Raw genomic sequence first — 21820 nt, 5'->3', positions numbered from 1 at the left:
CATGATCGAGGTCATTGGCACCGATGCCGGCGCACCCACCACCCTGGCGGCGCCGCAGCAGCAACTGCTTCGTGAAGCTGCGTTGATCGCCGCACCCCGGCGTCTGCACCCAGCACTCACCCGTTGGCTGGGGAGTGAGCACGACGCGGAGTTGATCGCGAGCGATGCGCCGCTCAGCCTCTGCGACACCCTGCAGCAGCAATCGAACCAAGTCTGTTCTGTCGTACTGGCCAGTGGCGATCCGCTCTGGTTCGGCATCGGCCGCACCCTGATCGAACGTCTGGGGCCGACGCAGCTTCGTTTCCATCCAGCCCCGTCATCCCTCCAACTGGCCTTCGCCCGACTTGGGCGTCCCTGGCAGGACGCCCAGTGGCTCAGCCTGCATGGGCGTGACCCGATGGCGCTAACGCAGCGACTTCAGCAACGACCCAAGGCCTTGGCGGTCCTGACCGACCCCAGTCGCGGGGGCGTCGATGAGGTGAGAGGAGTCCTGCACAGCAGCGGCTTGGAAGCGGCCTATGCGCTCTGGCTGTTCGAAGCACTGGGGCACCCCGAGGAGCGTGTGCGCCAGCTCGACCCCACGGATCTCACCCCCTCTGATCTCCATCCTCTGCACTTGGTGGTGTTGCTGGCGCGCGAGGCTCCTGCCCCGGAGCCAGAGGCCTTACCCCTCTTTGGCCTAGATGACGGCGTGTTCCTGCAACACGACGACCGCCCTGGGCTGATGACCAAACGGGAAGTGCGCATCCAGCTGCTGGCCGAGCTGGAGCTGCCAGCGACAGGGGTGCTTTGGGACCTTGGAGCCGGCACCGGCAGTGTTGGCCTGGAGGCGCTGCGCTTACAGCCAGGCCTCCAGCTCTTAGCGATCGAACGGCGGGGGGGCGGGGCGCACCTGATCAAAGCCAATGCCGAGCGCCTGGGGGTGCAAGCAGCGGCCGTGCTGGAAGCTGATGCCCTGTCCATCATCCAGAGCGGCGATGGTTCCGGCGCTGACCTTCCGGAGAGCTTGCAACGCCCCGACCGGGTGCTAGTTGGTGGTGGAGGCAAGGATCGTGCCGCCCTACTCAATGCAGTGCTGCAGCGACTGAACCCCGGCGGCGTGGTCGTGATCCCCCTGGCCACCCTCGAAGCCCTGGCGGATCTGCGACCACTCCTGGAGCGCGCAGGCCTGAAGGTGAGGGTGAGTCAGCACCAAGCCTGGCGTGGTCAGCCCCTGAGCGATGGCACCCGGCTGGCGCCGATGAATCCTGTGCTGGTGCTCAAAGGCAGCCTTCCAGGGCCTTGAGCAGCAGAATCGAAGCCAAGCCCGCAGCGATCGCCATGCCTCTCCAGAAAGACCGTCAGGTGTCCCCCCTGCGCATGAAGATCACCCTGTTGATCGCTGGCTTCGGGCCGCTGCTGGCCATCGGCCTGTTTCTGCAATCCAAAGGCTTCTTCGGCTGAGCGATGGCCACCACCTACGCCTATTTCGTCGACAACCTCAAGGCCACTCTTGAGGCGGGTGCGATCCCCACGGATGTGGTGCCGATCGGAGAGCTCAGCCCCGGGGCGCGCGCTGATCTGATCAAGGACGGGCGGGTGGTCGGCATGTCGTGCGCACTGAAGGATCGCCAGTACAAGGGACGGAACCTCTGGCCCCTGATCGCGAGCCTGCTGCCCACCAGCATCACGGATGGCAACCGCCAGCAGGTGGCGCAATCGATTCTCAGCGCTGTGCTCACCTACCCGGACGAATTTCTCAGCCGCTCGGAAACGCTGCCTAATGGGCAAGGCGGCTCCAGCATCTGGGCCCAGGATTTTGAATTTGCGCCCGGAGGTCTCAGCCAGGAGGAGGTGGATCAGGTGTATGCCGGCGTGATCGCCGTGCTCTGGGCCGGTCGGCAGGTGCTGGGCGACGCAGCCAGGATCATCCCGGTTCCCTCCAGCAGCCTGTTCAAGAACCTGGGCAACCCCGACATTGCCACTCTGCTGAGCAGCTCCGGCCTGCTCGCCCCCCTGCAATTAACCAACCTTCCCCTCACCAACACCCAGAAGGGAGCCAATGGCCAGTGGAACGTGCTCTCGGTAATGCACCACAACGGCCTGATCGATGGCTTCCTCGGCCAGCAATACAGCATCAACAACCCGGATGCGCTGCCAGGGTCGATCTCCACCGACACCCGTGCGTTCGATGGCCAGGACAACCTGCCCTACGCCATCCTCTCCTCGATTCAGCAGCTGCAGTCCACCACCCTCGAGGGCCCGCCCTGGAGCAGTCACTACGACGGGGCCATGCCCTTCCAGGCCGGGGTGTATTTCCCGGATACGATCCCGGCGACCTTCAACCCCGCGAAGGAACTCATCCCCCAGCAGGATGGCCTGATCAGCAGCGCGATCGCCACCCTGCAGGTCACGCCAGACGATGTGCTCCTCGACCTGCGCAGCCTCGATCCCTTGCAACGACTCACCGTGAATGTGGGCGCAAGTCGCGAGGCGGATTTTCAGTCTCGGGTGGGGTTCTATGTGGTCCAGGATGCGGAAGGCACTGTCGTCGATCCCGTCAGCGGCGCCCTGATTCGCCCTGGCGATGCCGGCTATCAACAGGCTGCCCTCTCCCCCCGCAACAGCGTGACGCCGCTGCAAGGACTGGAGGCCGAAGACGATGGCTCCAGCGACCGGCAGGGCACCCTGCAGGGAGGAGCGCTGATCGCCCCGGTAGTGGAAGTGCTGGAACCTGGCATGGAGGCGATCTACTTCGCCTTCGACGCCGCCAATCCCGATGGGTTCAACCATTTCAGGCGCCTTGGCAGCAACCGGATCGGAATGGAGGATCTGCCCGGCGGTGGCGATCAGGACTTCAACGACCTGACGATGACGTTCTCATTCTTCGACGTGCGTTGAGGCGGATCTGCGTGGCGCCACTACCGGAGCGATCGACTCGATCCGCACCGGCAGACCGACCTGGACCCCCAACCGGATCGCCTCACCAGCGCCGAGCTCGATCACCCCATCGGCGAAATCCGCCCGCCCATTGCCATCCGCATCCGCCCAGTAGGACGGGCAAGGTTGCGCCCGACAGATGGGCACGTTGCTCTGAATCGCCAGCACCCGACCGCGACGCACAAACACCATGTCGAGCGGGGCGATGGTGTTGAACATCCAGAAGCGCAGGGGCTGAGACGGCACGAACGGGAACCACATGCCCCGCAAGGGGGGCAGGGCCGGGCGCTGCATCAGACCGAGGCGCTGCTCCTGGGGTTCATCAGCCACCTCGAGCAGCACACAGGCATCGCGGCGATCGGCCACGCACCAGCGTGCCTCGAGGGGCAGCTGCTGCGGTGGAAGCGGAGGAGCACCCTCCACGCTCAGGGGCGCTCCATCTGAGGCATGCCGTCATTAAGGCAGTAGCCGCGGCCGCGGATCGTATGGATCAGTCGCTTTTCACCACCCTCTTCAAGCTTCTGGCGCAGATAGCGCACATACACCTCGATCACGTTGCTCGCCGTGCCCTGATCGTCGTTCCAGACCTCTCTCAAAATCTGCTCGCGGCTGAGCACCTCGCCGCGGTGGGCCAGCAACAGCAACAGCAGCGAATACTCCCGCGCTGTGAGCGCCACAGGTCGACGGCCACGGCGCACCTGACGACAGGTCGGCTCCACGGTCAGATCAGCCACCTGGAGCAGGGTGGGCTGGTGACCGTTGCGCTCCTGAATCCGCAGATGCAGGCGCAGTCGCTGCAGAAGATCACTGGTGCCCAGCGAGGAAAGCCAGAAGTCGTCCGCCCCTGCGGAGAGGCAAATTTCGCGGGCCTCCACGCTGTCGTTCTCTACATCAAGGAGAATCGGCATCGATCCAAACCGGGAGCGCAGATCAGCAACGCGAGCCGACTGATCGGAAGCCAACACAGCCGCCAGAGGAGATTCGCCATCGGCTGGAAGCGCGGCGGCCATCCCAGCCGACCAGTCGAGGGGGCGATAGCCAGACGCCTCGAGTCGGGCCGCCAGGGCCACAGCCCCCTCTCCAACCAACAACACCGGAGCGTTCATCGTCATGGCCGATCGGGCTTGGCGACATGGGGCAACCCCCATCCCAGTTTGTTGCGCAGCACCTGAAAAAACTCATGGTCTGACAGGCGCACAAAGCGCACCGGATGCTCGCTGCGACGGATCAGCACCCGATCTTCCGGCCACACATAGCAACCGGCACTGCCGTCCACCACCATCATCAAGCGCTCTGGGGTGGCGGGAAACACGGTGACCGGCTCGCGGTCACTGAACACAAGGGCGCGGGATGCCAGGGAATGGGGGGCAATGGGAGTCAACTGCAGCACCGGGCAGTCGGGTGTGATCACAGGCCCCCCTGCGCTGAGGGCATAGGCCGTCGAGCCTGTGGGCGTCGAAAGAATCACCCCATCGGCGGAGATGTCCACCGGCGCGTGGCGCCCGATCGCGATCTCGAAGTGACACATGCTCGTGAGCGGCTCGCGGTGCAGCGCCATCTCGTTAAGGCAGAGGGCCTCCCAGCGACGCTGCTCACCGCGCATCACACTCACCACCAAACTGGCGCGCTCCTCGATCGTCCATTGCTCGGTGAGCACCTGTTCCAGGGCCCGGTCGAGATCATCGAGATAGGCCTCTGCCAGGAAGCCGAGGTGGCCGGTGTTGATCGTGAGAATCGGCACGCCCACAGGGGCGGTTTGGCGAGCCGCCGAAAGCACAGTGCCGTCACCGCCCAGCACGATCGCCAGGGCCATGCTCGGCTCAAAGCCCTCAGGCACACAAGCGTTGTAGCCCAGCAGGCGCAGATGCTGATCAGGGTTGGCAAAGCCGACCATGCCGCCGGAGCTGCTGGCACGCACCACCTCATGGCCGCAGCGCTCCAGCCTGGCCTGGATGGTCTGGGCCGTCTCAACGGCCAATGGCTTGCCGTCATTCACGATCAGTCCGACCCGGGGCACCGACCGCATCCACGCAACAGCTCCGCCACTTTATGAGAAGTGGAGCCTCCCTGGCTTAAGCCAGGGCTCAGAACTGCTCGAGGAAACGCAAATCGCTCGTGTAAAGCCGGCGGATGTCATCGATGCCGTGGCGCACCATGCAGAAGCGCTCCACACCCAAGCCAGCCGCAAAGCCGCTGTATCGCTCCGGGTCGAGCCCCAGACCCTCCAGCACAGCCGGATCGACCATGCCGCAGCCCATCACCTCGAGCCAGCGCCCCCTCCACTGCACATCCACCTCAGCGGAAGGCTCTGTAAACGGGAAATAACTGGCACGAAAGCGCACCGGCAGATCCCCAAAAAAGGCCTTCAGAAACGCCATCACCGTGCCGCGCAGGTGGCTGAAGTCCAGCCCTTCATCGATCGCCAGCACTTCCACCTGGTGGAACACCGGAGAATGGGTGGCGTCGACGGCATCGCGGCGATACACCCGACCAGGGGCAACGATCCGCACCGGCGGTGGATTCTGCTCGAGGTGGCGAATCTGCACCGGTGAGGTGTGGGTCCGCAGCAGCAGGTTGTCGCTCAGATAGAAGGTGTCCTGCATGTCCCGGGCCGGATGGTCCGGGGGAATGTTGAGGGCGGTGAAGTTGTAATGATCACTCTCCACCTCGGGGCCCTCAGCCACCTGGTAACCGAGGCCGCAGAACAGATCGACGATCTCTTCACTGGTGGTGATCAAGGGATGGCGATGGCCAGCGGGGATGCCACTGGGAGGAGCCGTCACATCGAGGGTTTCCGCCGCAATGCGTGCCTCCAGAGCTTCGCTTTTCACAGCCTGGAGCCGTTGACTGAGCAGCTCCTGCACCTGGGTTTTCAGCACATTGGCCCGCTGGCCCACCAAGGGACGCTCATCACCTGGAAGCTTGCCCATGGCGCCGAGCACACCCGAGAGGCGCCCTTTCTTCCCGAGTAGGCCCACCCTCAGCTGCTCGAGCGCCTCGGCATCGGCGGCGGCGGCAATCGCCTCGGCGGCTTCAGCTTCCAGGGCCTCCAACTGATCGGTGAGCTGCTGGAGTGACACGGTGGCGCTCACGGCATCGGATTCTCGGCGACTGACTGTAGGCAGCCATCACGCTTAGGTTCCCCCCAGAGCCATCGGATGCCATGTCCCCGCTGCGGATTCTGATCAGCAATGACGACGGCGTCTTCGCCGCCGGTATCCGGGCCCTGGCCGCCGCCGCCGCCAGCCGCGGCCACCAGGTGACGGTGGTCTGCCCTGATCAGGAGCGCTCTGCCACAGGGCATGGCCTCACCCTGCAGACGCCAATCCGAGCGGAGCGGGCCGATGAGCTGTTTGATCACGGCATTACCGCCTGGGCCTGCAGCGGCACTCCAGCCGACTGCCTGAAGCTGGCCCTGTTCGAGCTGATGGATCAAAAACCAGATCTTGTGCTGTCGGGAATCAATCACGGCCCCAACCTGGGTACCGATGTGTTCTGCTCCGGCACCGTGGCCGCCGCGATGGAGGGCACCTTGGAGGGACTGCCGGCGATGGCCATCAGCAGCGCCTGCTTCCAGTGGCGCAACTTCGAGGGCGCCGGTGAGCTGGCCGTGGACATCGCCGAAGCGGCCCTGGCCGACGGCTGGCCGGAGAACCTGCTGCTCAACCTCAACATCCCTCCCTGCCGGCCAGAGACGATGGGCCCACTGCGTTGGACCCGCCTCTCGATTCGCCGCTACGACGAGCAATTCAGCCCCCGCGTCGATCCCCGCGGCCGCACCTACTACTGGCTGGCAGGGGAGGTGGTCGAGGACCTGGAGTCCGGCGGCGATGGTCCACGGGACTGGCCCACCGATGTGGCCCAGATTCAGGCCCACGCCCCTTCTCTCACTCCGATCCAGCCAGAACTGTTCTGGCGCGGATCCCTCAGTGGTCTGCCGGAGCTGCGGCTGGGCGGTCAATTGGTCCGATAAATCCTCTGCAGCAGCCAGAGGGAGAAGATCAGCCCGAGGGTGTGGGCAAACAACACCTGGGTGTTGCTCAGCACTGAAAGCATCTCGATCGAGGTGATCGGGTAACCCACCAGGCTCCGGGCACTGGTGCCTCCCACCGGTGACCCGAAGAAGCCCGGTGCCTGCAGAGAAGCCTGCACGAACAGGCTTCCAGCCAAAGACTGATAGCCAACGGCTGCGAGCACGAGCCCCAGCAAATCCGCGAGAAGACCACGCTTGAGCAGGCGGCTGGCCTCACCGCGACTCGGCCTGGCGTTGCTGCCCAAGGCACGCCCGAGACGCACGATCAACCAACCCTGCCAGAGGCTGTAAAGCAGCACAAAGAACGAGAGTGTGGTGAGCGACAGGCCAGGGCCGAGGCCAAGGGCACGCTCTGAGTTCCGAGCCAGGCTGCCGCCGATGTTGTTGAACAGCAGCACACCCACCACCACCACCCCAAGGGCGGTCTGAATCCAGAAGCGGATCCATGCCATCCGGCGCACCCCAAGGGCCAGCTGCTGGAAGTCGAGGCGATCGGCCATGCGCGGATGAACGGCGTTCGTCCAAACTTGCCACTAACCAACGCCGGATGCACGGCTGCCCTTGATTCCCCTCTGCTCACCTCAGCAGGCCCGCAGGCCGACGGCCCTGGCCCTCGGCAGTTTTGATGGTCTCCATGCCGGACATCGGCGCGTGATCGAAGCGATCACGCGCGAGCCGCTCGGGGGTATCCCCAGCGTCGTGAGCTTCTGGCCCCACCCTCGGGAGGTGCTTCATGGCGAGCCGCGGCTGCGCCTTGATCTCCCGTCGGAAAAACTGAACCTGCTCGAACCGCTAGGGATCGAACAGCTGGTGCTCGTTCCCTTTGACCAGCAGCTGGCTCAGCTGAGTGCCGAGACCTTCGTGCACACCGTGTTGCTCGAGGCTCTCCAGGCGCGCCACATCGCTGTGGGAGCCAACTTCCGCTTTGGCCGTGGCCGCAGTGGTGACACCAACACCCTGCGCCTGCTCTGCGAGCAAGCCAACGTGAAAGTGAGCGTGCTGCCGATCCTGGAGGACGACGGCGGACGCATGAGCAGCAGTCGAATCCGAAACGCCCTCAGTGAGGGAGACCTGAACGCTGCGACCCAGCTGCTCGGGCGCCCTTACCGCTTCAGCGGTCGGGTCGTACGCGGACGGGGCCTTGGGCGCGAACTGGGCTGGCCCACGGCCAACCTCCAGGTGGATGGCCGCAAATTCCTCCCCGGACTGGGGGTCTATGCAGCCTGGGCGATCGTCGGCGACCAAGATCAACCCCTGCCAGCGGTGATGAACCTGGGCCCGCAACCCACCGTGGATCCCACCTCTCCCTCAGCGGTCGAGGTGCATCTGCTCGATACCCAAATGGAGCTGGAAGGCCGCGAAATCACCGTGGAGCCGGTGACACGTCTCAGAGGTCAGGAACGCTTTGCAGGACTGGAAGCCCTGAGCGCCCAGATCGGCCGCGATGCCCAGCAGGCACGGATGCTGCTTCAGACACCGGTGGGGTAAGCGTTCGTCAGCCCCCAGACGATGAACACGCCAATTCCACCCAGCAGAACGATCCCCCAGACCAGCACGTGCATCGTGCTCTCGGATCCACCGTTGTCCATGGCCGCTTGGGAGCATGCGATCCTGCCAAGACTGCCATGGAATCGATGGTTGTCGCCCCCCTCCGCGACCTGCGTGTGGCTCGGCTGATCGACGCCAATCTCGACCGAGCCCGCGAGGGACTGCGGGTTGTTGAGGATTGGTGCCGCTTCGGCCTCGATCGCCAAGACCTAGTGGTCACCCTCAAGGACTGGCGGCAGCAGCTGGGAGCACTGCATCACGACAGCTACAAACAGGCCCGCTCCACAGCCACGGATACGGGCGCCGGCCTGAGCCATCCCGCCCAACAGCAACGCACAGAGACCCAGGCGGTTGTGGCCGCCAACTGCGCCAGAGTGCAGGAGGCTTTACGGGTGCTTGAAGAATTCGCGCGGGAAACCCACGCTGAATTGGCCCACTCCGCCGCATCGATCCGCTACGGCCTCTATGACCTGGAGATGACGATTCAGCGGGCTGGGCGACGCCAGCAGCGTCTGAGCCAACTGCAAACCAGCCACCTGTACCTGATCACGTCACCGGTTGAAGGCCTGGTTCAGCAGGTGGAAGCCGCCCTCCAGGCGGGAGTGACGCTCGTGCAATACCGGGCCAAGGAAGGCCATGACCGCACACGCCTGGAGGAGGCGCGAGCGCTGGCTGCGCTCTGCCGGCGGCATCAGGCCCTGTTCATCGTCAACGACCGCATCGATCTAGCCCTACTGGTTGATGCCGATGGCGTGCATCTCGGTCAAGACGATCTCCCCACCTCTGAAGCCCGGAGCCTGATCGGTGAAGAGCGACTGCTCGGTCGCAGCACCCATCAGCTGGATCAACTGCTGCGAGCGCAGCAGGAAGGTTGCGACTACGTCGGGGTCGGCCCCGTTTTCGAAACCGCCACCAAACCAGATCGCAGCGCCCGAGGCCTGGATTGGGTGCGAGAGGCCAGTCGCCACGCCACGATCCCCTGGTACGCCATCGGCGGCATCGATGCCGATCGCATCGCACCGGTCCGAGAAGCCGGTGCCACCCGCGTGGCGGTGGTGCGAGCGATCATGGAAGCGACCGACCCCCTGGTTGCCAGCCGCGAGCTGCTGGCAACCCTCGGCTGATTCCCCTCCCCATGGCGACACTCCAACTGCAGGTGAATGGCGAACGCCGCGAACTTTCACCAGCTCCGCAGCATCTCGCGGAAGCCATCGAGCAACTGGGGCATCACCCCCGGCTGGTGGTGGTGGAGTTCAACGGGCTGATCCTGACCCCTGATCTCTGGGAGGACCAGCCGATTCAGAACGGTGACAGCCTGGAGATCGTCACCATCGTGGGCGGTGGTTCCTAGAGTCGTTGCACCGAAGAGTCCAGTCTGCAACGCATGCCGATTCCCCGGAGCCAACCTCTTCCGAACCGCTCCCTGAAGAGGCTGCTGAACCGCTGCCTCTCGGCACTCCTGGTGCCAGCACTCCTGATCGGCCTGCTGGTGATCCAACCGCAAGCCAGTGAGGCCGCAAGCGGTGGCCGGATCGGAGGCGGCAGTTTCCGCGCTCCCTCCATGCCCCGCAGCGGTGGCTACAGCCGCAGCTATGGCGGTGGCTACAACCGCGGCTACGGCGGTGGAATCGGCTTCCCGTTCATCATCCCGATCTTCGGTTTCGGCGGAGGTGGCCTGTTCGGCTTCCTGATCCTGATGGCGATTGTGGGGGTGCTGGTGAATGCTTTCCGTGGGGCTGGCAGTGGTGGCGGCGGCAACAACGCCCTGGCTGGAGAGCGCTACGGCGGCGGAGCCATCAGCGCCGGCCCGGTGACCATGATCCAGATGCAGATCGGACTGCTCGCCAGCGCCAAGGCCCTGCAGAACGACCTGCGCCAGCTGGCAGCCTCCGCCGATACCAGCACCCCCAGTGGCCTCCAACGGGTGCTGCAGGAAACCACCCTCGCCCTGTTGCGCCAACCAGACCTCTGGGTCTACGCGAATGTCGAAACCGGCAACGTGCCATTCAACGCCGCGGAAGCCACGTTCAATCGCCTCTCGATGACGGAACGCAGCAAACTGCGCGCTGAACTCACCAGCAACGTCAACGGCCAGAGCAGCACCTCCTCCGAGCAAGACCGTGGCGATGCCGATGCCACCAATGACTACATCGCCGTCACCGTCTTAGTGGCCAGCCGTCGGCCGGTCACGCTGAAACAAGTCGAGACCGGTGAAGGGCTTCGGGAAGCCCTGCGCATCCTCGGATCCACCGCTTCGAGCGACCTGATCGCCCTTGAAGTGATCTGGCAGCCCGACGGAGCCGGAGACGTGCTCAGCGCCGACGAGCTCGTGACGGCATACCCGAACCTGCAGCATCTCTGAGCGAAGCTTCAGAAAATCTTCCGCTCCAAAGGTTGAGCTCTCCGAGGCAATCAAGCTCTTGCTGCCTAGCTTGAGTTGATTAAGAACTCCCTCCTTGGCACCCACTTCTCGCCCCGATCCCCGTGCCATGCAATGGCAGAACAACGGAGAGCTTGATCAGGGTGATCTGTTTGAGCTGGTTCGTCACCTCAGGGATGTGGAGTCGCCGACCCACAGCAATGAACTTTGGCGTCTGGGCAGTAAGTACGACAAAGCCGACTGATCCCATCACCCCCCCCTTGCCGGCGGGGGAAGCCTGACGCATCGTTTGGCCAGCACTGTCTGACGCATGGCTAGCAGACCCATTCAGTGGGTGAACTCACCCGTCCTGATGGAAGCGATGCTGCGTTACGAACAGGGCCTGTTGCCCCGTTCCATGCAGCTCTGGGTGGAGCAGATGTTTGAACTGGATGGCTCTGAGAACACCAGTGGCCTGCTGCCCTCCTCCTTCGACGCCTCAGTCGACTGACGCCTGCAGGATGCGCAACGCAGCCATCGCAGCGCCATAGCCGTTGTCGATGTTGACGACTGCGAGTCCAGGGGCGCAGCTGGCCAGCATGCCGTCTAAGGCCGCCCGGCCTCCAGCACTGACGCCGTAGCCGACCGACACGGGCACACCGATGACCGGCTGGGGCATCAACCCAGCCAGCACGGTGGGTAGAGCACCCTCCATGCCGGCGCAGGCGATCAGCACTCTCGAGGAGCGCAACAATGGCAAACGCTCCAGGAGACGGTGCAGACCCGCGACTCCCACATCGAGCATCAGAGAGGCAGCCACTCCATGGAACTCCAAGGCCAGCTGCGCTTCCTTGGCCACCGGAAGATCACTGGTGCCGCCACTCAGGATCGTAACTGGCGCCTCAGACGCGTTCTCGTCAAGGGGACGGTGACCGCAGCTGAGGCAGCGGGCCTGATCGTGCCATTGCAGACGGAGATCAGGCAGCAACGCCGCCACATCAGCGGCCTTGGCAGCATCCACGCGTGTCACAAGCGCCGCTTCGCCGCGGCCGTGGAACGACTCCAGAATCGCCGCGATCTGCTCAGCCGTCTTGTGCTCCCCCCAGATCGCCTCGCTGATGCCTAAGCGACGGCGACGATCCCAGTCGAGATGAGCTGTCAAGGTCATTGCGGCAGCAGTTCGCCTTCAAAGACCAGCGGGAATGGATTGCCCTGACGCTGCCCTGTGCCCTCACGGGCTAGCTGCTCAAAGCGCTGTTGCACAGCCTCCACCTCCTGTTCTGGAATCGCTTTCCAGGCTTCCCTGCTGCTCCAGCGGATGAGCAGGGTGCCTTCCTCGGCCTCGGGATCCCAGAGCAGATCACGCCCCAGAAACCCCTCTTGGTGGGCAAGCCAAGGTTCCCAGCTGCCCTGCTCCGCCTCCAGCCAAGCTTGCCGGGCGGCCTCCGGCACCTTCACCTTGAGATGCTCGATCACCGCAGCGTCGTCGCCACCCTGCGGATCAGCCATCGCGGCGAAACGCGCCTGGGCAGGGGAGCTGAACAGCACAGCCAAGAACAGGGCAAGGCTCAAAACCTTACGCAGCAATCCTGAAAAGCGGCGGGTCAGTGAGTGGCGGGTCACAGGGACTGGAGCAGCGCGACCGCCTGAGCGGAGATTCCCTCTTCCCGCCCCTCAGGGCCGAGCTTCTCGTTGGTGGTGGCCTTCACCCCCACCTGCTCAGGTTCGATGCCGATGCGCGTGGCAATGGCACAGCGCATCGCCTCAATGTGAGGTTTGAGCTTGGGGCGCTCAGCGACCACCACCGAATCGAGATTCAGCACCTGCCAACCGCGCTCCCTGACAAGAGCCACGACCTGCTCCAGCAGCACCAGGCTGTCGGCCCCCTTCCAGCGGGGATCATCCGGGGGGAAGTATTTGCCGATATCCCCCAGGGAGAGGGCACCGAGCAGGGCATCCATGATGGCGTGCACCAGCACATCGGCATCGCTATGCCCGTCTAGGCCGAGGCCATCGGGATGGTGCAGTCGCTGACCGCCCAAAATCAGTGGCCGCCCTGGCACGAGACGGTGGATGTCGTAGCCGTTGCCGATGCGGAGCTGCATAGGGCCTAGGTCAAGGCGTCCATTCTTGATGACCGACAGCCCTACTGCTGTTGCTGCCAGCGGGTGAAGAGGTCTGGCCTGCGCTCCGCGGTTCGCTGCTCGCGCTGCTGCTGCCGCCAGTGTTCGATCGCGCCATGATCGCCACTGCGCAACACATCGGGCACGGACAGACCGCGGAACTCTGCGGGGCGGGTGTAGTGAGGATGCTCGAGCAACAGATCGCTATGGCTTTCCTCCACGAGCGAATGGGCCGTGCCGACGGTGCCTGGGAGGAGACGCACCACCCCGTTGATGATCGTCATCGCCGGCAGCTCACCACCTGTCAGCACAAAATCCCCCAACGACACCTCCTCATCCGCCAGAGGTCTGATCCGTTCATCAAAACCCTCGTAGTGCCCGCAGAGCAGCACGAGCTGATCGCAATCGTCAGCCCAGCGCTGCAGATCCGACTGGCCAAGGGGCGTCCCCTGCGGTGTCATCAGCAACACGCGACGCCGGGGCAGCACCGGAATCGCCTCCACGGCGGCATAGACCGGCTCCGGCTTGAGCACCATGCCAGCGCCACCGCCATAGGGCTCATCGTCAACCTTGCGATAGCGATCGGTGGCGTAATCGCGAGGATTGTGAAGGTGCAGCTCGGCAATGCCGGCAGCGAAGGCTCGACCGATCACACCCAGCTCTTCGAGAGGAGCGAAGGCATGGGGAGCCAGGCTCACCACATCCAGGCGGAACGCAGCCATTGCGATCAGGAGCCTGGAGCCGTGACCCGGCGGATCTCCGAGCAGAAACTGGCCTGCCTCGGCGTCCCGTCCCGATCCATCAGGGTGGTGCTGCGTAGGCGCAGATTCGCCTTGGTGAACCAGATCCGTTCGCGCAGGCTGGCGCCAGCCTCAGCGGGCAGGGTCAGCTCCAGACAGCCATCACCGTGCAGTTGCCACTGGCCACTCTGATCGCCCTGGCTTGCCTGCAGAACCAAGGCACCGTCTGCGGCAAAACGCATTGAAGCCAGCTGACGTCCCTCACCGTTCCTCACCTCCAGGCTGGGGCCAGCGTCAGACGCCCCCTCCACGCACTCCATCACCAGCTCCCCACGCTCACTGCTGTGCCAGTCCTCGGAACCATCGAGCTGGAACACGCTGCGCAGACTCATCCAGCGCCCGTCGCAAAGTTGCAGGAACGCGCCGAGATCAGTGGGCGGGAAGGGGAGGTCGGTCATCCGCCTATCTTCTCAGCCCTGGTCCCCCAGCCGTCTTCACTCCTCGGCATAGCCCAATTCCGCAAGCCGGGCGGGCTTACTTCGCCAATCGGGCACCACCTTCACGAACAGCTCCAGATAAACAGGACCATCGATCAGGGTCTGCATCTGCAGGCGGGCGCCCTGACCAATCGTTTTGAGCATCGCCCCCCCTTTGCCGATCAGGATCCCCTTCTGGCTCTTGCGTTCCACCAGCACGGTGGCGAGCACGGCGGTGCGGGGCTTGCCCTTGCCCTTCGAGGGCATGTCCTCCACCCGGTCGATCTGCACCGCCACGCTGTGGGGCACCTCTTCACGGGTGTGGGTCAGCACCTGCTCGCGAATCAGTTCTGCCATCAGCAACCGCTCCGGCTGATCGCTCACCATGTCAGGGGGGTACAACTGCGGCCCTTCCGGCATCAGCGCGCTCACCGCCGTCACCAGCTCCGTGCAGCCCTGGCCATCGAGGGCAGAGCAATGGTGCACCGGCCAATGGCTGCCGTCGAGCAACTCCCGATAGGCCGCGTCCGCCTCCGGCTTCCTGGCGGGAGGCACCAGATCCCATTTGTTGAGCACCACCTGCACGGGCAGGCGCTGCTGACGCAGCAAATTGACGATGAAGGCATCACCGCCGCCAGGAGCTTCGCAGGCCTCCAGAAGCAGCAACACCTGATCCACCTCACCGATGGCCGCGCGCGCGCTTTGCACCAACCGCTCCCCCAGCAGGTGATGGGGTTTATGGATCCCAGGAGTATCCACCAAAATCAGCTGGGCCTCCGGGGTGGTGAGGATCGCCCGCAGCCGGTTGCGTGTCGTTTGCGCCACCGGTGATGTGATCGCCACCTTGTCGCCCACGAGCTGATTCACCAAGGTCGACTTGCCCACATTGGGCCGACCGATTAAGGCCACAAAACCGGAGCGGTAGGGCTGTGAGGAAGCTTCCATGCCTTCAGCATCGCCTCTGGGCCCACCACCTGCCCATAGGCTGAGCACGAGGACGACAGCAGTCATGAGCACGCTTGAACCCACCTTTCAGCAGGCGATGGAAATCGCCGCCAGCTGGTTGCAGCAATGGGATGGGGAGGAAATCAGTGATGAAGTGATGGCCGATCGTGTGGCTGAGCTGGTCGCCAGTCGCGATGGCGCCCGCGGCTTCTTCGTGGTGAGCCTTGCCGGCGACAGTGTCCTGATGGACCGGCTGCCGGAACCACTCGTCATCAAGCTGCGGGAAGCGGGCGATGGCGTGGTGGATCTCACCGCCCGCAACCTGGCCATGAGCGCGGCGATGGTAGTCCACCACCGCAACAACGGCGATGAGCAGCAGGCCGCTGGCTCGGAGCGGGTCAACGCCCGGTGCTGCGAATTGCTGCGCCAGCTGGATCCCCACCAAGTCAAAGAGCGTCTTGAGACCCTGCTGGAGGCGGCCCATCACAGCCGAGGTGACGACCTGGCCTTCCTTGAGCGCTGGGGCTATGACGACCGGCAGAAACAGGCGATCGGTGACTCCGTCGAAGCCGTGGCCGATCGCTAGCCAACAAAAAACCCCGACTGAGAAGCCGGGGTGAACGCACTGATCGAGGAGGTCACCGTGTTCAATCGCGGCGGCCGCCTCCTTGCAGGGCAAGGATCAGACGGAGCACAAAGATGAACAGGTTGATGTAGGTGAGATACATCCCCAGGGCACCGGCCAGGAACTGATCATCCCGGTAGGTGCGGGGCATCGTGTAGAAATCCACGAAGGCCATGCCCACGAAGAGCACGGTGCCGAAACCAGCAATCGCCAGGTTGGTGGCCGCAAAGATGCCGGGCACAAAGAAGCCGGCGATGAAGATGCCCACCATCGCGATCAGCAGACCGATCAGGCCGAGGCCAACCACAGCGCTGAGGGCTTGACCAACGCTGTCGCTCATCCGACGGCCCGCGATCGAGGCCACCACGAAGGTGAGGCCGGTCGCGAGGGCTGCAATGCCAATCGAGGCAGCACCAGCAACGGCGATGGCCTGCACCACCAGGCCGGTGAGGGTGAAGCCGGTGAGCAAACTGAAGGTGGCCATCAGCGGCAGGGCTGTGCCGTTGTTGGCCTTGTTCGCGGCGTTCTGGGCCACGAAGAAGAGGATGAACCAGGGGATGATCGCGATCAGCGACAGGGTGTTGAAGGCGCCGTAACCGATCGAAGCCATCGTGGCCATGCCGCCCAGTACGCCACCGGCGGTGAGCACCATGCCACCCCCCACGTAGGGGAGGGCTTTATTGACGACATTGGGCCCCACCAAAGCGCTGGACTGCGCCTGACGGATGGCTTCCTGGAAATTGCTGCTGGCAGGCATGGTGCCCCAGATCACTGGAAACACTCTGGCAGGGCTGATCAGATTGTGGTCAGATCCCAGGTGCGGATCTCCCCATCAGCGCTCACCGGGGTGAGCCGCTGATCGCGTCGACTTCCGTCGATCGTCACGCCGGGCATAGGCCTCCACCACACGTTGCACCAAGGGGTGGCGCACCACATCGGCTGCTGTGAGTTTGCACACCGCCACACCCTCTACACCCTCCAGCACCTGTGAGGCCTCCACCAGACCGCTCATCTGCCCGGGCGGCAGATCCACCTGGGTGATGTCACCCGTCACCACCATGCGGGAACGCTCCCCCAAACGGGTGAGCACCATGCGCATCTGGGCCGGTGTGGTGTTCTGCGCTTCATCGAGGATCACGAAGGATTCGGCCAGGGTGCGACCGCGCATGTAGGCCAGCGGAGCGACTTCAATCACCCCCTTCTCCAGGAGGGCCGTGGTTTTCTCAGGACCCATCAGGGTGTGGAGCGCGTCATAGAGGGGACGGAGATAAGGATCCACCTTCTGTTGCAGATCCCCTGGCAGAAAACCGAGACGCTCGCCTGCCTCAACGGCGGGCCGAGTGAGGATCAGACGCTCGACCTTGCGCTCCGTGAGCATGCGCACGGCCAGCACCGTGGCCAGGAAGGTCTTACCGGTCCCTGCCGGACCCAAGGCGAAGGTGAGGTCATGGCGTTCCATCGCCTCCACATAAGCCTTCTGGCGCAGAGTGCGGGGCCGCAGCAACTGACCTCGCTGGGAGCGAGCCAGCACCTGCTGCCCCATGGCCTGATGGTCCTGATGGCGGCCGGTATCGAGGGCCTGCAGAGCGGTCTGGAGATCCACAGGAGAGACGCTCTGCCCCTCCTGCCAGAAGGCGCGCAGCAGCTCCACCACCGCCGCGGCCCGCTCCAACTGACTGGGTCGACCACTGATTTCAAGTTGAAGACCCCGCATCACCAGAGAGACCCCTGTGAGGGCCTCCAGCTGACGCAGGGACTGTTCCGAGGGCCCTGCAAGAGCGAGGGCTGCTTCGGGATGGGGAAGATCAAAGACGAAGCGACCCGGCGCGGCAGCTTCGGTCATGGCGTGGATCAGGCCTCGGCGGTCTCGTCCGCAGCGGCTTCATCACCGGCGGGAGCCTCGGCTTCAGCGGCAGCAGCTTCAGCGGCAGCCTTGGCCTCAGCCTCAGCAGCGGCCTTGGCTTCCGCCGCTTCCTTGGCAGCCTGCTTAGCAGCAGCTTCCCGAGCAGCAGCTTGCTTGGCCTTGCCCACGATTTCGGCGGGACGGACAGTCTTTTCGATCAGGCCACCCTTCTCGAGGAGGGATCGCACTGCATCGGTGGGCTGAGCTCCCTGGCTGAGACGGGCGCGCAAACCCTCTGTGTCCAGACGGGTTTCCTTGGTGCGGGGGTTGTAGAAGCCCAGCTCCTGGAGAGGGCGTCCGTCACGGCGTGACGTGCTGTTGCAGGCCACGAGGCGGAAGCTCGCTTCCCGCTTCTTACCGAACCGCTTCAGGCGGAGCTTGATCATCGTGGCGCTGCTTCTGAGGGTGGAACTCGGCGCTGACTCTGAGTCGCGCGCCAAACAGCCACCATACCCTGCGACGGGTCAGAGCTCCCCAAAACCCTTCTTCTTCTTGGCCGGGCGCTGCCGCTTCGGAGCACCACCACGACCACCGCGACCCGGACCGCCCATGCCGGGCATCCCGGGCATGCCACCCATACCCGGCATCCCGGGGAATCCGCCCATCCCAGGCATCCCACCACCCATACCCGGCATCCCGGGCATTCCAGGCATCCCACCACCACGGGTCATCTGCTGCATGAAGCCCCGCATCTTCTGGAAATCGGCCAGCACCTTGTCCACATCCGCCGGCTGATAGCCACAGCCGCCGGCAATGCGGCGACGACGGGAGGGCTGGGCGGCCAGGAGCTCAGGCTGCGTCCGTTCCGCAGGTGTCATCGAGCCGATCATCGCTTCGATCTTCTTGAGCTGCTGCTCGCCTTGTTTGAGCATGCCGTCGTCAAGCTTGTTCATGCCCGGGATCATCTTCATCAAGCCTCCGAGGGAGCCCATCCGCTTGATCAGGCGCATCTGCTGAAGGAAGTCGGAGAAGTCAAACGACGCCTCCTGCAACTTCTTCTGCATCTTCTCCACATCGGCGAGCTCCACCTCCTTCTGGGCTTTCTCCACCAGGGTCAGAACATCCCCCATGCCGAGGATGCGGCTCGCCATCCGCTCGGGATGGAAAGGCTGCAGGGCCTCGACCTTCTCGCCAGTGCCGATGAACTTGATCGGCTGACCACTCACCTTGCGGATCGAGAGCGCTGCACCACCGCGGGAATCGCCATCGAGCTTGGTCAGCACCGCCCCGGTAATGCCCACCTGCTCATGGAATGCGCGGGTGAGCTCGGCCGCTTCCTGGCCGATCATCGAATCCACCACCAACAGCACCTCATCGGGCTGCACCGCAGAACGGATCCGCACCATCTCCTCCATCATCGAGGTGTCGATCTGGAGCCGGCCCGCCGTATCGACGAGCAGGGTGTCGTATCCCTCCTCCTTGGCCTTGGCTAAGCCAGCAGCGGCGATGGCCTCCGGCTTGGCTTCTGCTCCGAGGCTGAACACATCAACATCGATCTGAGCACCAAGGGTCTTGAGCTGCTCGATCGCCGCGGGGCGATACACGTCTGCCCCGACCATCAAGGCCCGCCGTCCCTGATCTTTGAGGTGCAGGGCGAGCTTTGCGGTCGCGGTGGTCTTACCGGCACCCTGCAGACCAGCCATCAGCACCACGGTGGGCGCCTGCTCAGCCTTGGCAAGGGGTGCATTGCCACCACCCATCACCTCCACCAGCTGATCGTGCACCACCTGGATGAACTTTTGATCGGGGCTGACCCCGCGCACCACCTCAGCCCCCACCGCCTTCTCACGGACTTCCGCGACGAAGTCCTTGACCACTGGGAGGCTCACGTCAGCCTCGAGCAAGGCCCGACGCACGTCTTTTAGAGCCCCATCAACGTTGGTCTCGGAAATCTTGTCCTGCCCCCTCAGCCCCTTGACCGCGTCTTCAAAGCGGGCTGACAGCTCGTCAAACATGGAGGGGCTTCCAACAGGGCTTAGTTCCTGATCGTAAAAAGCCGCCTCCTCAGCCCGGTCTTCAGCCGGGGATATAGGCGTGGAGACGCCAGGTGTCGCCGTCTCGGCCCAGGATGTAGGTAATCGGCAGGGTGGTCGCAGCCGTGCGTTCGATCACCTTGCCTGCAGCATCAACGCGCTGATCGGAATAAGCGACGCGGGCCCTGAGTTCGATCCGCTGCGGCGTGCGGCTGACCAGCTCGAGGGAGGTAATCGAAGCCTCCACCGTCTGCCTTTCGCCAGCGGCTGCATCGACACTGCGCTCCTGCTGCACCTGCGACACAAGCCCATCGCGGGCGACCGCGTCGAGTTGAACATCCGCCACAGTCCCGCCGCCAAGAACAGTCGCCTTGCGATTGAGCCACGTCTGCAAAAGGGCCTGCAGCTGGGTTTCGCTAGGGGCATCGGCGTTCAGCGGCTGGAACGGTTGAGAGCCTTGGCTGCCCTGTTCAGGCCGCAGGGCCGCCTTCGGCTTCCCAGGGGTTGGCTCGGCTTTGTTCTGCTCTGTTGGCGGCTGCCCTTCGGGCTTGAGACGGCTGGGCTCCGCCTCACGACGCAGGCCAATCAGGCTGAGCGCTGCCACGACGGCCACCACAACCGCGAATATCCCGGACGCGAGCAGCGCCGGACGGCTGGGACGGGGCAGTTGATCCAACCGCTCACGCCAGCTCAATCCAGCAGCAGACTCCTCAGACCCTGAATTCTCTCCTGAAGCCAGACCCATGGAGGCTGGCGAAGCTGGTTGTCCGGGCCAAGGGGCGGAATCGGCTAACGGGTCTCCAGCCGAAGGAATCTCCAGGGGCAGCGTGCCATCCGGATCGAGACCAAAGGCTGGGGTCGAGTCAAACCCAGCAGGGCGCTGCCTCCCCTCGATCCGCTCGAGACGCTCCACGAAGGCCTGCACATCCCGGTCGGCGAACCAGGCTTCGAGGTCAATGGCCTCGGCATCCACGTCCCGGTATCCCGGCAACACATCGCGCCCCAGCCAGGAGCGGCAGTAATCGCAGAGGGCCGCCAGATCGTCTCCGGGATGGCGCTGCAACCATTGCTGCAATTCAGCGTCGGTGCTGGCCTGGAAATGCCCCTGGGCATGCTCCACATCGCCGAGCAGCAGGTCAAGACAGCCCTGCAGCGGACGGGTGTCCAACCCTTCGAGGGCCAGGTCACGAAGCCGTTGGCGCGCCTGATCGAGTCGCTCGGGCTTGCGACGGGAGAAACCAGCAGCCGTCAGCGCCATGACCCCAAGGAATGCCGCATCAGCGGAGCCCTGGGCCTGCCAGCGCTCAAACAGATCCACCTGTTCCTGCACCGTCAGAAAGCGGCGGATTTGCTGGAAGAACAGCTCAAACTCCCCCTGGGGCATGCCCGACTCAGGGCTTGTTTCAGATCCTTGATCCAGAACGGCCTGAAGATCTCCTTCCAGTCCGCCACGCCTCTCCACAAAGCGCTCGAGCAGTTCAAGTCCTTCGCGCCTTGCCATCTGTTCAGCCAGGTCACGACTGAGCAAATCCAAGATCCGGTAAGGGGTGAGCTGATCTCGCTCCTGCTCAAGAATGCGACGAAGTTCGGGCAGCTTTCCAACACGCTGAAGAAGCTGAAGCCCCTCGCCTAGAAGCACGGCAGCCGACTCGTAGCGCCGCCGCTCCTGATCCTGCTCAGCAGCAGCGCGACAGGCCAGGCCGGCCAGCAAGGCCAGATCAGCCTCCCGGCCACTTCCTAAGGCCGGGGCCTGCGGCGGCTGCAGAGCCTGGCGGGCCAGCTGGAAGGTCTCGTGGGGAGCATTGGCCTCCAACAGCAGGATCAGACCTGCCACCTCACGGCTGGAGGGAAGGTCAAGACCAGCCGTATCTCCGGGATGATCACGACCCAGCTCCATCAGGGTCGCCTCATAGTCTCGGCGACGGGAAGGATCGGTGAGCAAATCAGCCGAGAGCCGCAGGAGTTGCGCCCGCTGCTGCAGGGCCTCATGGGTGAACCCCTGATCAGGGGCACGATCGATTCTTAGCTGCAGCGTGCGCAGGATGACATCAGCCTCGGCCGATGGGCTGACGCCTAGCAGGCGGAAATGATCGATCGGCAAGTCCAACTGCGATGCAGCCATTGGCAGCAGACTGTAGGCAGTGTCAGGGTTTTTGCCCATTCCCTGTGGGCTGAC

The 21820-nt window shown here is 64.2% G+C and carries 27 protein-coding genes; 11 read left to right on the top strand and 16 right to left on the bottom strand.

Annotated features, from left to right (window positions below; translation table 11 throughout):
• Position 1: 1 nt before the first annotated feature.
• The 3 genes from cbiE to CWE17_RS08650 are packed head-to-tail and all read left to right on the top strand — an operon-like array spanning position 2 to position 2880.
• Positions 2-1285 carry a precorrin-6y C5,15-methyltransferase (decarboxylating) subunit CbiE gene (gene cbiE / locus CWE17_RS08655; RefSeq protein ID WP_131456266.1) on the top strand — a complete coding sequence of 428 codons (1284 nt, stop codon included), beginning with the start codon at positions 2-4 and terminating at the stop codon, positions 1283-1285.
• A complete protein-coding gene (locus CWE17_RS12135) occupies positions 1282-1443 on the top strand; it encodes a hypothetical protein (protein WP_162604294.1) in 162 nt (53 codons plus the stop codon). Before cbiE ends, CWE17_RS12135 begins: the two co-directional genes overlap by 4 nt.
• Before the next feature lie 3 nt (positions 1444-1446).
• Entirely contained in the window at positions 1447-2880 is a 1434-nt protein-coding gene (locus CWE17_RS08650) for a DUF4114 domain-containing protein (RefSeq protein ID WP_131456264.1), read from the top strand.
• Here CWE17_RS08650 and CWE17_RS08645 read toward each other — a convergent pair.
• From CWE17_RS08645 to pheS, 4 genes are all read right to left on the bottom strand, one after another.
• Positions 2860-3342, bottom strand: a complete 483-nt coding sequence (locus CWE17_RS08645; RefSeq protein ID WP_131456263.1) for a DUF192 domain-containing protein — start codon at positions 3340-3342, stop codon at positions 2860-2862. The two genes, CWE17_RS08650 and CWE17_RS08645, sit on opposite strands and share 21 nt — an antisense overlap.
• Positions 3343-3344: 2 nt before the next feature.
• Entirely contained in the window at positions 3345-4031 is a 687-nt protein-coding gene (locus CWE17_RS08640; RefSeq protein WP_370318296.1) for a winged helix-turn-helix domain-containing protein, read from the bottom strand.
• Positions 4028-4936 carry an NAD(+) kinase gene (locus CWE17_RS08635; RefSeq protein WP_131456544.1) on the bottom strand — a complete coding sequence of 303 codons (909 nt, stop codon included), beginning with the start codon at positions 4934-4936 and terminating at the stop codon, positions 4028-4030. Before CWE17_RS08635 ends, CWE17_RS08640 begins: the two co-directional genes overlap by 4 nt.
• 67 nt (positions 4937-5003) lie before the next feature.
• Positions 5004-6011, bottom strand: a complete 1008-nt coding sequence (gene pheS, locus CWE17_RS08630) for a phenylalanine--tRNA ligase subunit alpha (RefSeq protein WP_131456261.1) — start codon at positions 6009-6011, stop codon at positions 5004-5006.
• A gap of 71 nt (positions 6012-6082) precedes the next feature.
• On the opposite strand from pheS, the gene surE reads away from it, so the two are divergent.
• On the top strand, positions 6083-6892 hold the full coding sequence (gene surE, locus CWE17_RS08625; RefSeq protein WP_131456259.1) for a 5'/3'-nucleotidase SurE: 810 nt from the start codon (positions 6083-6085) through the stop codon (positions 6890-6892).
• Here the strand turns inward: surE and CWE17_RS08620 are convergent.
• Positions 6877-7452, bottom strand: coding sequence for a DUF3611 family protein (locus tag CWE17_RS08620; protein ID WP_131456257.1), 576 nt, complete (start codon positions 7450-7452; stop codon positions 6877-6879). The genes surE and CWE17_RS08620 overlap by 16 nt on opposite strands.
• A gap of 61 nt (positions 7453-7513) precedes the next feature.
• Here CWE17_RS08620 and CWE17_RS08615 point away from each other — a divergent pair, with 61 nt between their 5' ends.
• From CWE17_RS08615 to CWE17_RS08595, 6 genes are all read left to right on the top strand, one after another.
• Complete coding sequence (locus CWE17_RS08615) at positions 7514-8440, top strand: bifunctional riboflavin kinase/FAD synthetase (protein ID WP_131456255.1); 927 nt, start codon at positions 7514-7516, stop codon at positions 8438-8440.
• A 137-nt stretch (positions 8441-8577) separates the two neighbouring features.
• A complete protein-coding gene (locus CWE17_RS08610; protein ID WP_131456254.1) occupies positions 8578-9624 on the top strand; it encodes a thiamine phosphate synthase in 1047 nt (348 codons plus the stop codon).
• Positions 9625-9635: 11 nt separating this feature from the next.
• The gene (thiS, locus tag CWE17_RS08605) at positions 9636-9851 is read left to right on the top strand and encodes a sulfur carrier protein ThiS (RefSeq protein WP_131456252.1); all 216 of its coding nucleotides are present in this window, start codon (positions 9636-9638) and stop codon (positions 9849-9851) included.
• A gap of 33 nt (positions 9852-9884) precedes the next feature.
• Positions 9885-10862 (top strand): DUF1517 domain-containing protein, encoded by a 978-nt coding sequence (locus CWE17_RS08600; protein WP_131456250.1) that lies wholly within the window; start codon positions 9885-9887, stop codon positions 10860-10862.
• A gap of 94 nt (positions 10863-10956) precedes the next feature.
• Positions 10957-11124 (top strand): hypothetical protein, encoded by a 168-nt coding sequence (locus tag CWE17_RS12250; RefSeq protein ID WP_161567588.1) that lies wholly within the window; start codon positions 10957-10959, stop codon positions 11122-11124.
• A 66-nt stretch (positions 11125-11190) separates the two neighbouring features.
• Positions 11191-11370 (top strand): hypothetical protein, encoded by a 180-nt coding sequence (locus tag CWE17_RS08595; protein WP_131456249.1) that lies wholly within the window; start codon positions 11191-11193, stop codon positions 11368-11370.
• Here the strand turns inward: CWE17_RS08595 and larB are convergent.
• The 6 genes from larB to era all read right to left on the bottom strand — a co-directional run bounded on the left by larB (position 11359) and on the right by era (position 15143).
• Positions 11359-12027, bottom strand: coding sequence for a nickel pincer cofactor biosynthesis protein LarB (gene larB, locus CWE17_RS08590; RefSeq protein WP_131456247.1), 669 nt, complete (start codon positions 12025-12027; stop codon positions 11359-11361). The genes CWE17_RS08595 and larB overlap by 12 nt on opposite strands.
• The gene (locus CWE17_RS08585) at positions 12024-12368 is read right to left on the bottom strand and encodes a TIGR03792 family protein (protein ID WP_131456542.1); all 345 of its coding nucleotides are present in this window, start codon (positions 12366-12368) and stop codon (positions 12024-12026) included. The genes larB and CWE17_RS08585 overlap by 4 nt, the downstream gene beginning before the upstream one ends.
• A 110-nt stretch (positions 12369-12478) precedes the next feature.
• Positions 12479-12964, bottom strand: coding sequence for a 2-C-methyl-D-erythritol 2,4-cyclodiphosphate synthase (gene ispF, locus CWE17_RS08580; RefSeq protein ID WP_131456245.1), 486 nt, complete (start codon positions 12962-12964; stop codon positions 12479-12481).
• A 41-nt stretch (positions 12965-13005) separates the two neighbouring features.
• The gene (gene trmD / locus CWE17_RS08575; protein ID WP_131456243.1) at positions 13006-13704 is read right to left on the bottom strand and encodes a tRNA (guanosine(37)-N1)-methyltransferase TrmD; all 699 of its coding nucleotides are present in this window, start codon (positions 13702-13704) and stop codon (positions 13006-13008) included.
• A 5-nt stretch (positions 13705-13709) separates the two neighbouring features.
• Positions 13710-14180: a phycobiliprotein lyase gene (locus CWE17_RS08570; RefSeq protein ID WP_131456241.1), complete on the bottom strand. Its 471-nt coding sequence runs from the start codon at positions 14178-14180 to the stop codon at positions 13710-13712.
• A 36-nt stretch (positions 14181-14216) separates the two neighbouring features.
• Positions 14217-15143, bottom strand: a complete 927-nt coding sequence (gene era, locus CWE17_RS08565; RefSeq protein WP_131456239.1) for a GTPase Era — start codon at positions 15141-15143, stop codon at positions 14217-14219.
• Between the two features lie 64 nt (positions 15144-15207).
• On the opposite strand from era, the gene CWE17_RS08560 reads away from it, so the two are divergent.
• Positions 15208-15729 carry a hypothetical protein gene (locus CWE17_RS08560; protein ID WP_131456237.1) on the top strand — a complete coding sequence of 174 codons (522 nt, stop codon included), beginning with the start codon at positions 15208-15210 and terminating at the stop codon, positions 15727-15729.
• A 61-nt stretch (positions 15730-15790) separates the two neighbouring features.
• Here CWE17_RS08560 and CWE17_RS08555 read toward each other — a convergent pair whose 3' ends face one another.
• From CWE17_RS08555 to CWE17_RS08535, 5 genes are all read right to left on the bottom strand, one after another.
• Positions 15791-16525, bottom strand: a complete 735-nt coding sequence (locus CWE17_RS08555; protein WP_131456235.1) for a Bax inhibitor-1 family protein — start codon at positions 16523-16525, stop codon at positions 15791-15793.
• A gap of 75 nt (positions 16526-16600) precedes the next feature.
• Positions 16601-17611, bottom strand: a complete 1011-nt coding sequence (locus CWE17_RS08550; protein ID WP_131456233.1) for a PhoH family protein — start codon at positions 17609-17611, stop codon at positions 16601-16603.
• A gap of 8 nt (positions 17612-17619) precedes the next feature.
• The gene (gene rpsP / locus CWE17_RS08545; protein WP_131456231.1) at positions 17620-18057 is read right to left on the bottom strand and encodes a 30S ribosomal protein S16; all 438 of its coding nucleotides are present in this window, start codon (positions 18055-18057) and stop codon (positions 17620-17622) included.
• 78 nt (positions 18058-18135) lie between these two features.
• Entirely contained in the window at positions 18136-19626 is a 1491-nt protein-coding gene (gene ffh, locus CWE17_RS08540) for a signal recognition particle protein (RefSeq protein ID WP_131456229.1), read from the bottom strand.
• 61 nt (positions 19627-19687) lie between these two features.
• Positions 19688-21805 carry an ARC6/PARC6 family protein gene (locus CWE17_RS08535; protein ID WP_131456227.1) on the bottom strand — a complete coding sequence of 706 codons (2118 nt, stop codon included), beginning with the start codon at positions 21803-21805 and terminating at the stop codon, positions 19688-19690.
• Positions 21806-21820 lie beyond the last annotated feature (15 nt).

The organism is Synechococcus sp. BS56D, assembly GCF_004332405.1.
GTDB lineage: Bacteria > Cyanobacteriota > Cyanobacteriia > PCC-6307 > Cyanobiaceae > Synechococcus_C.
This window is presented reverse-complemented; position numbering and strand designations above follow the sequence as displayed.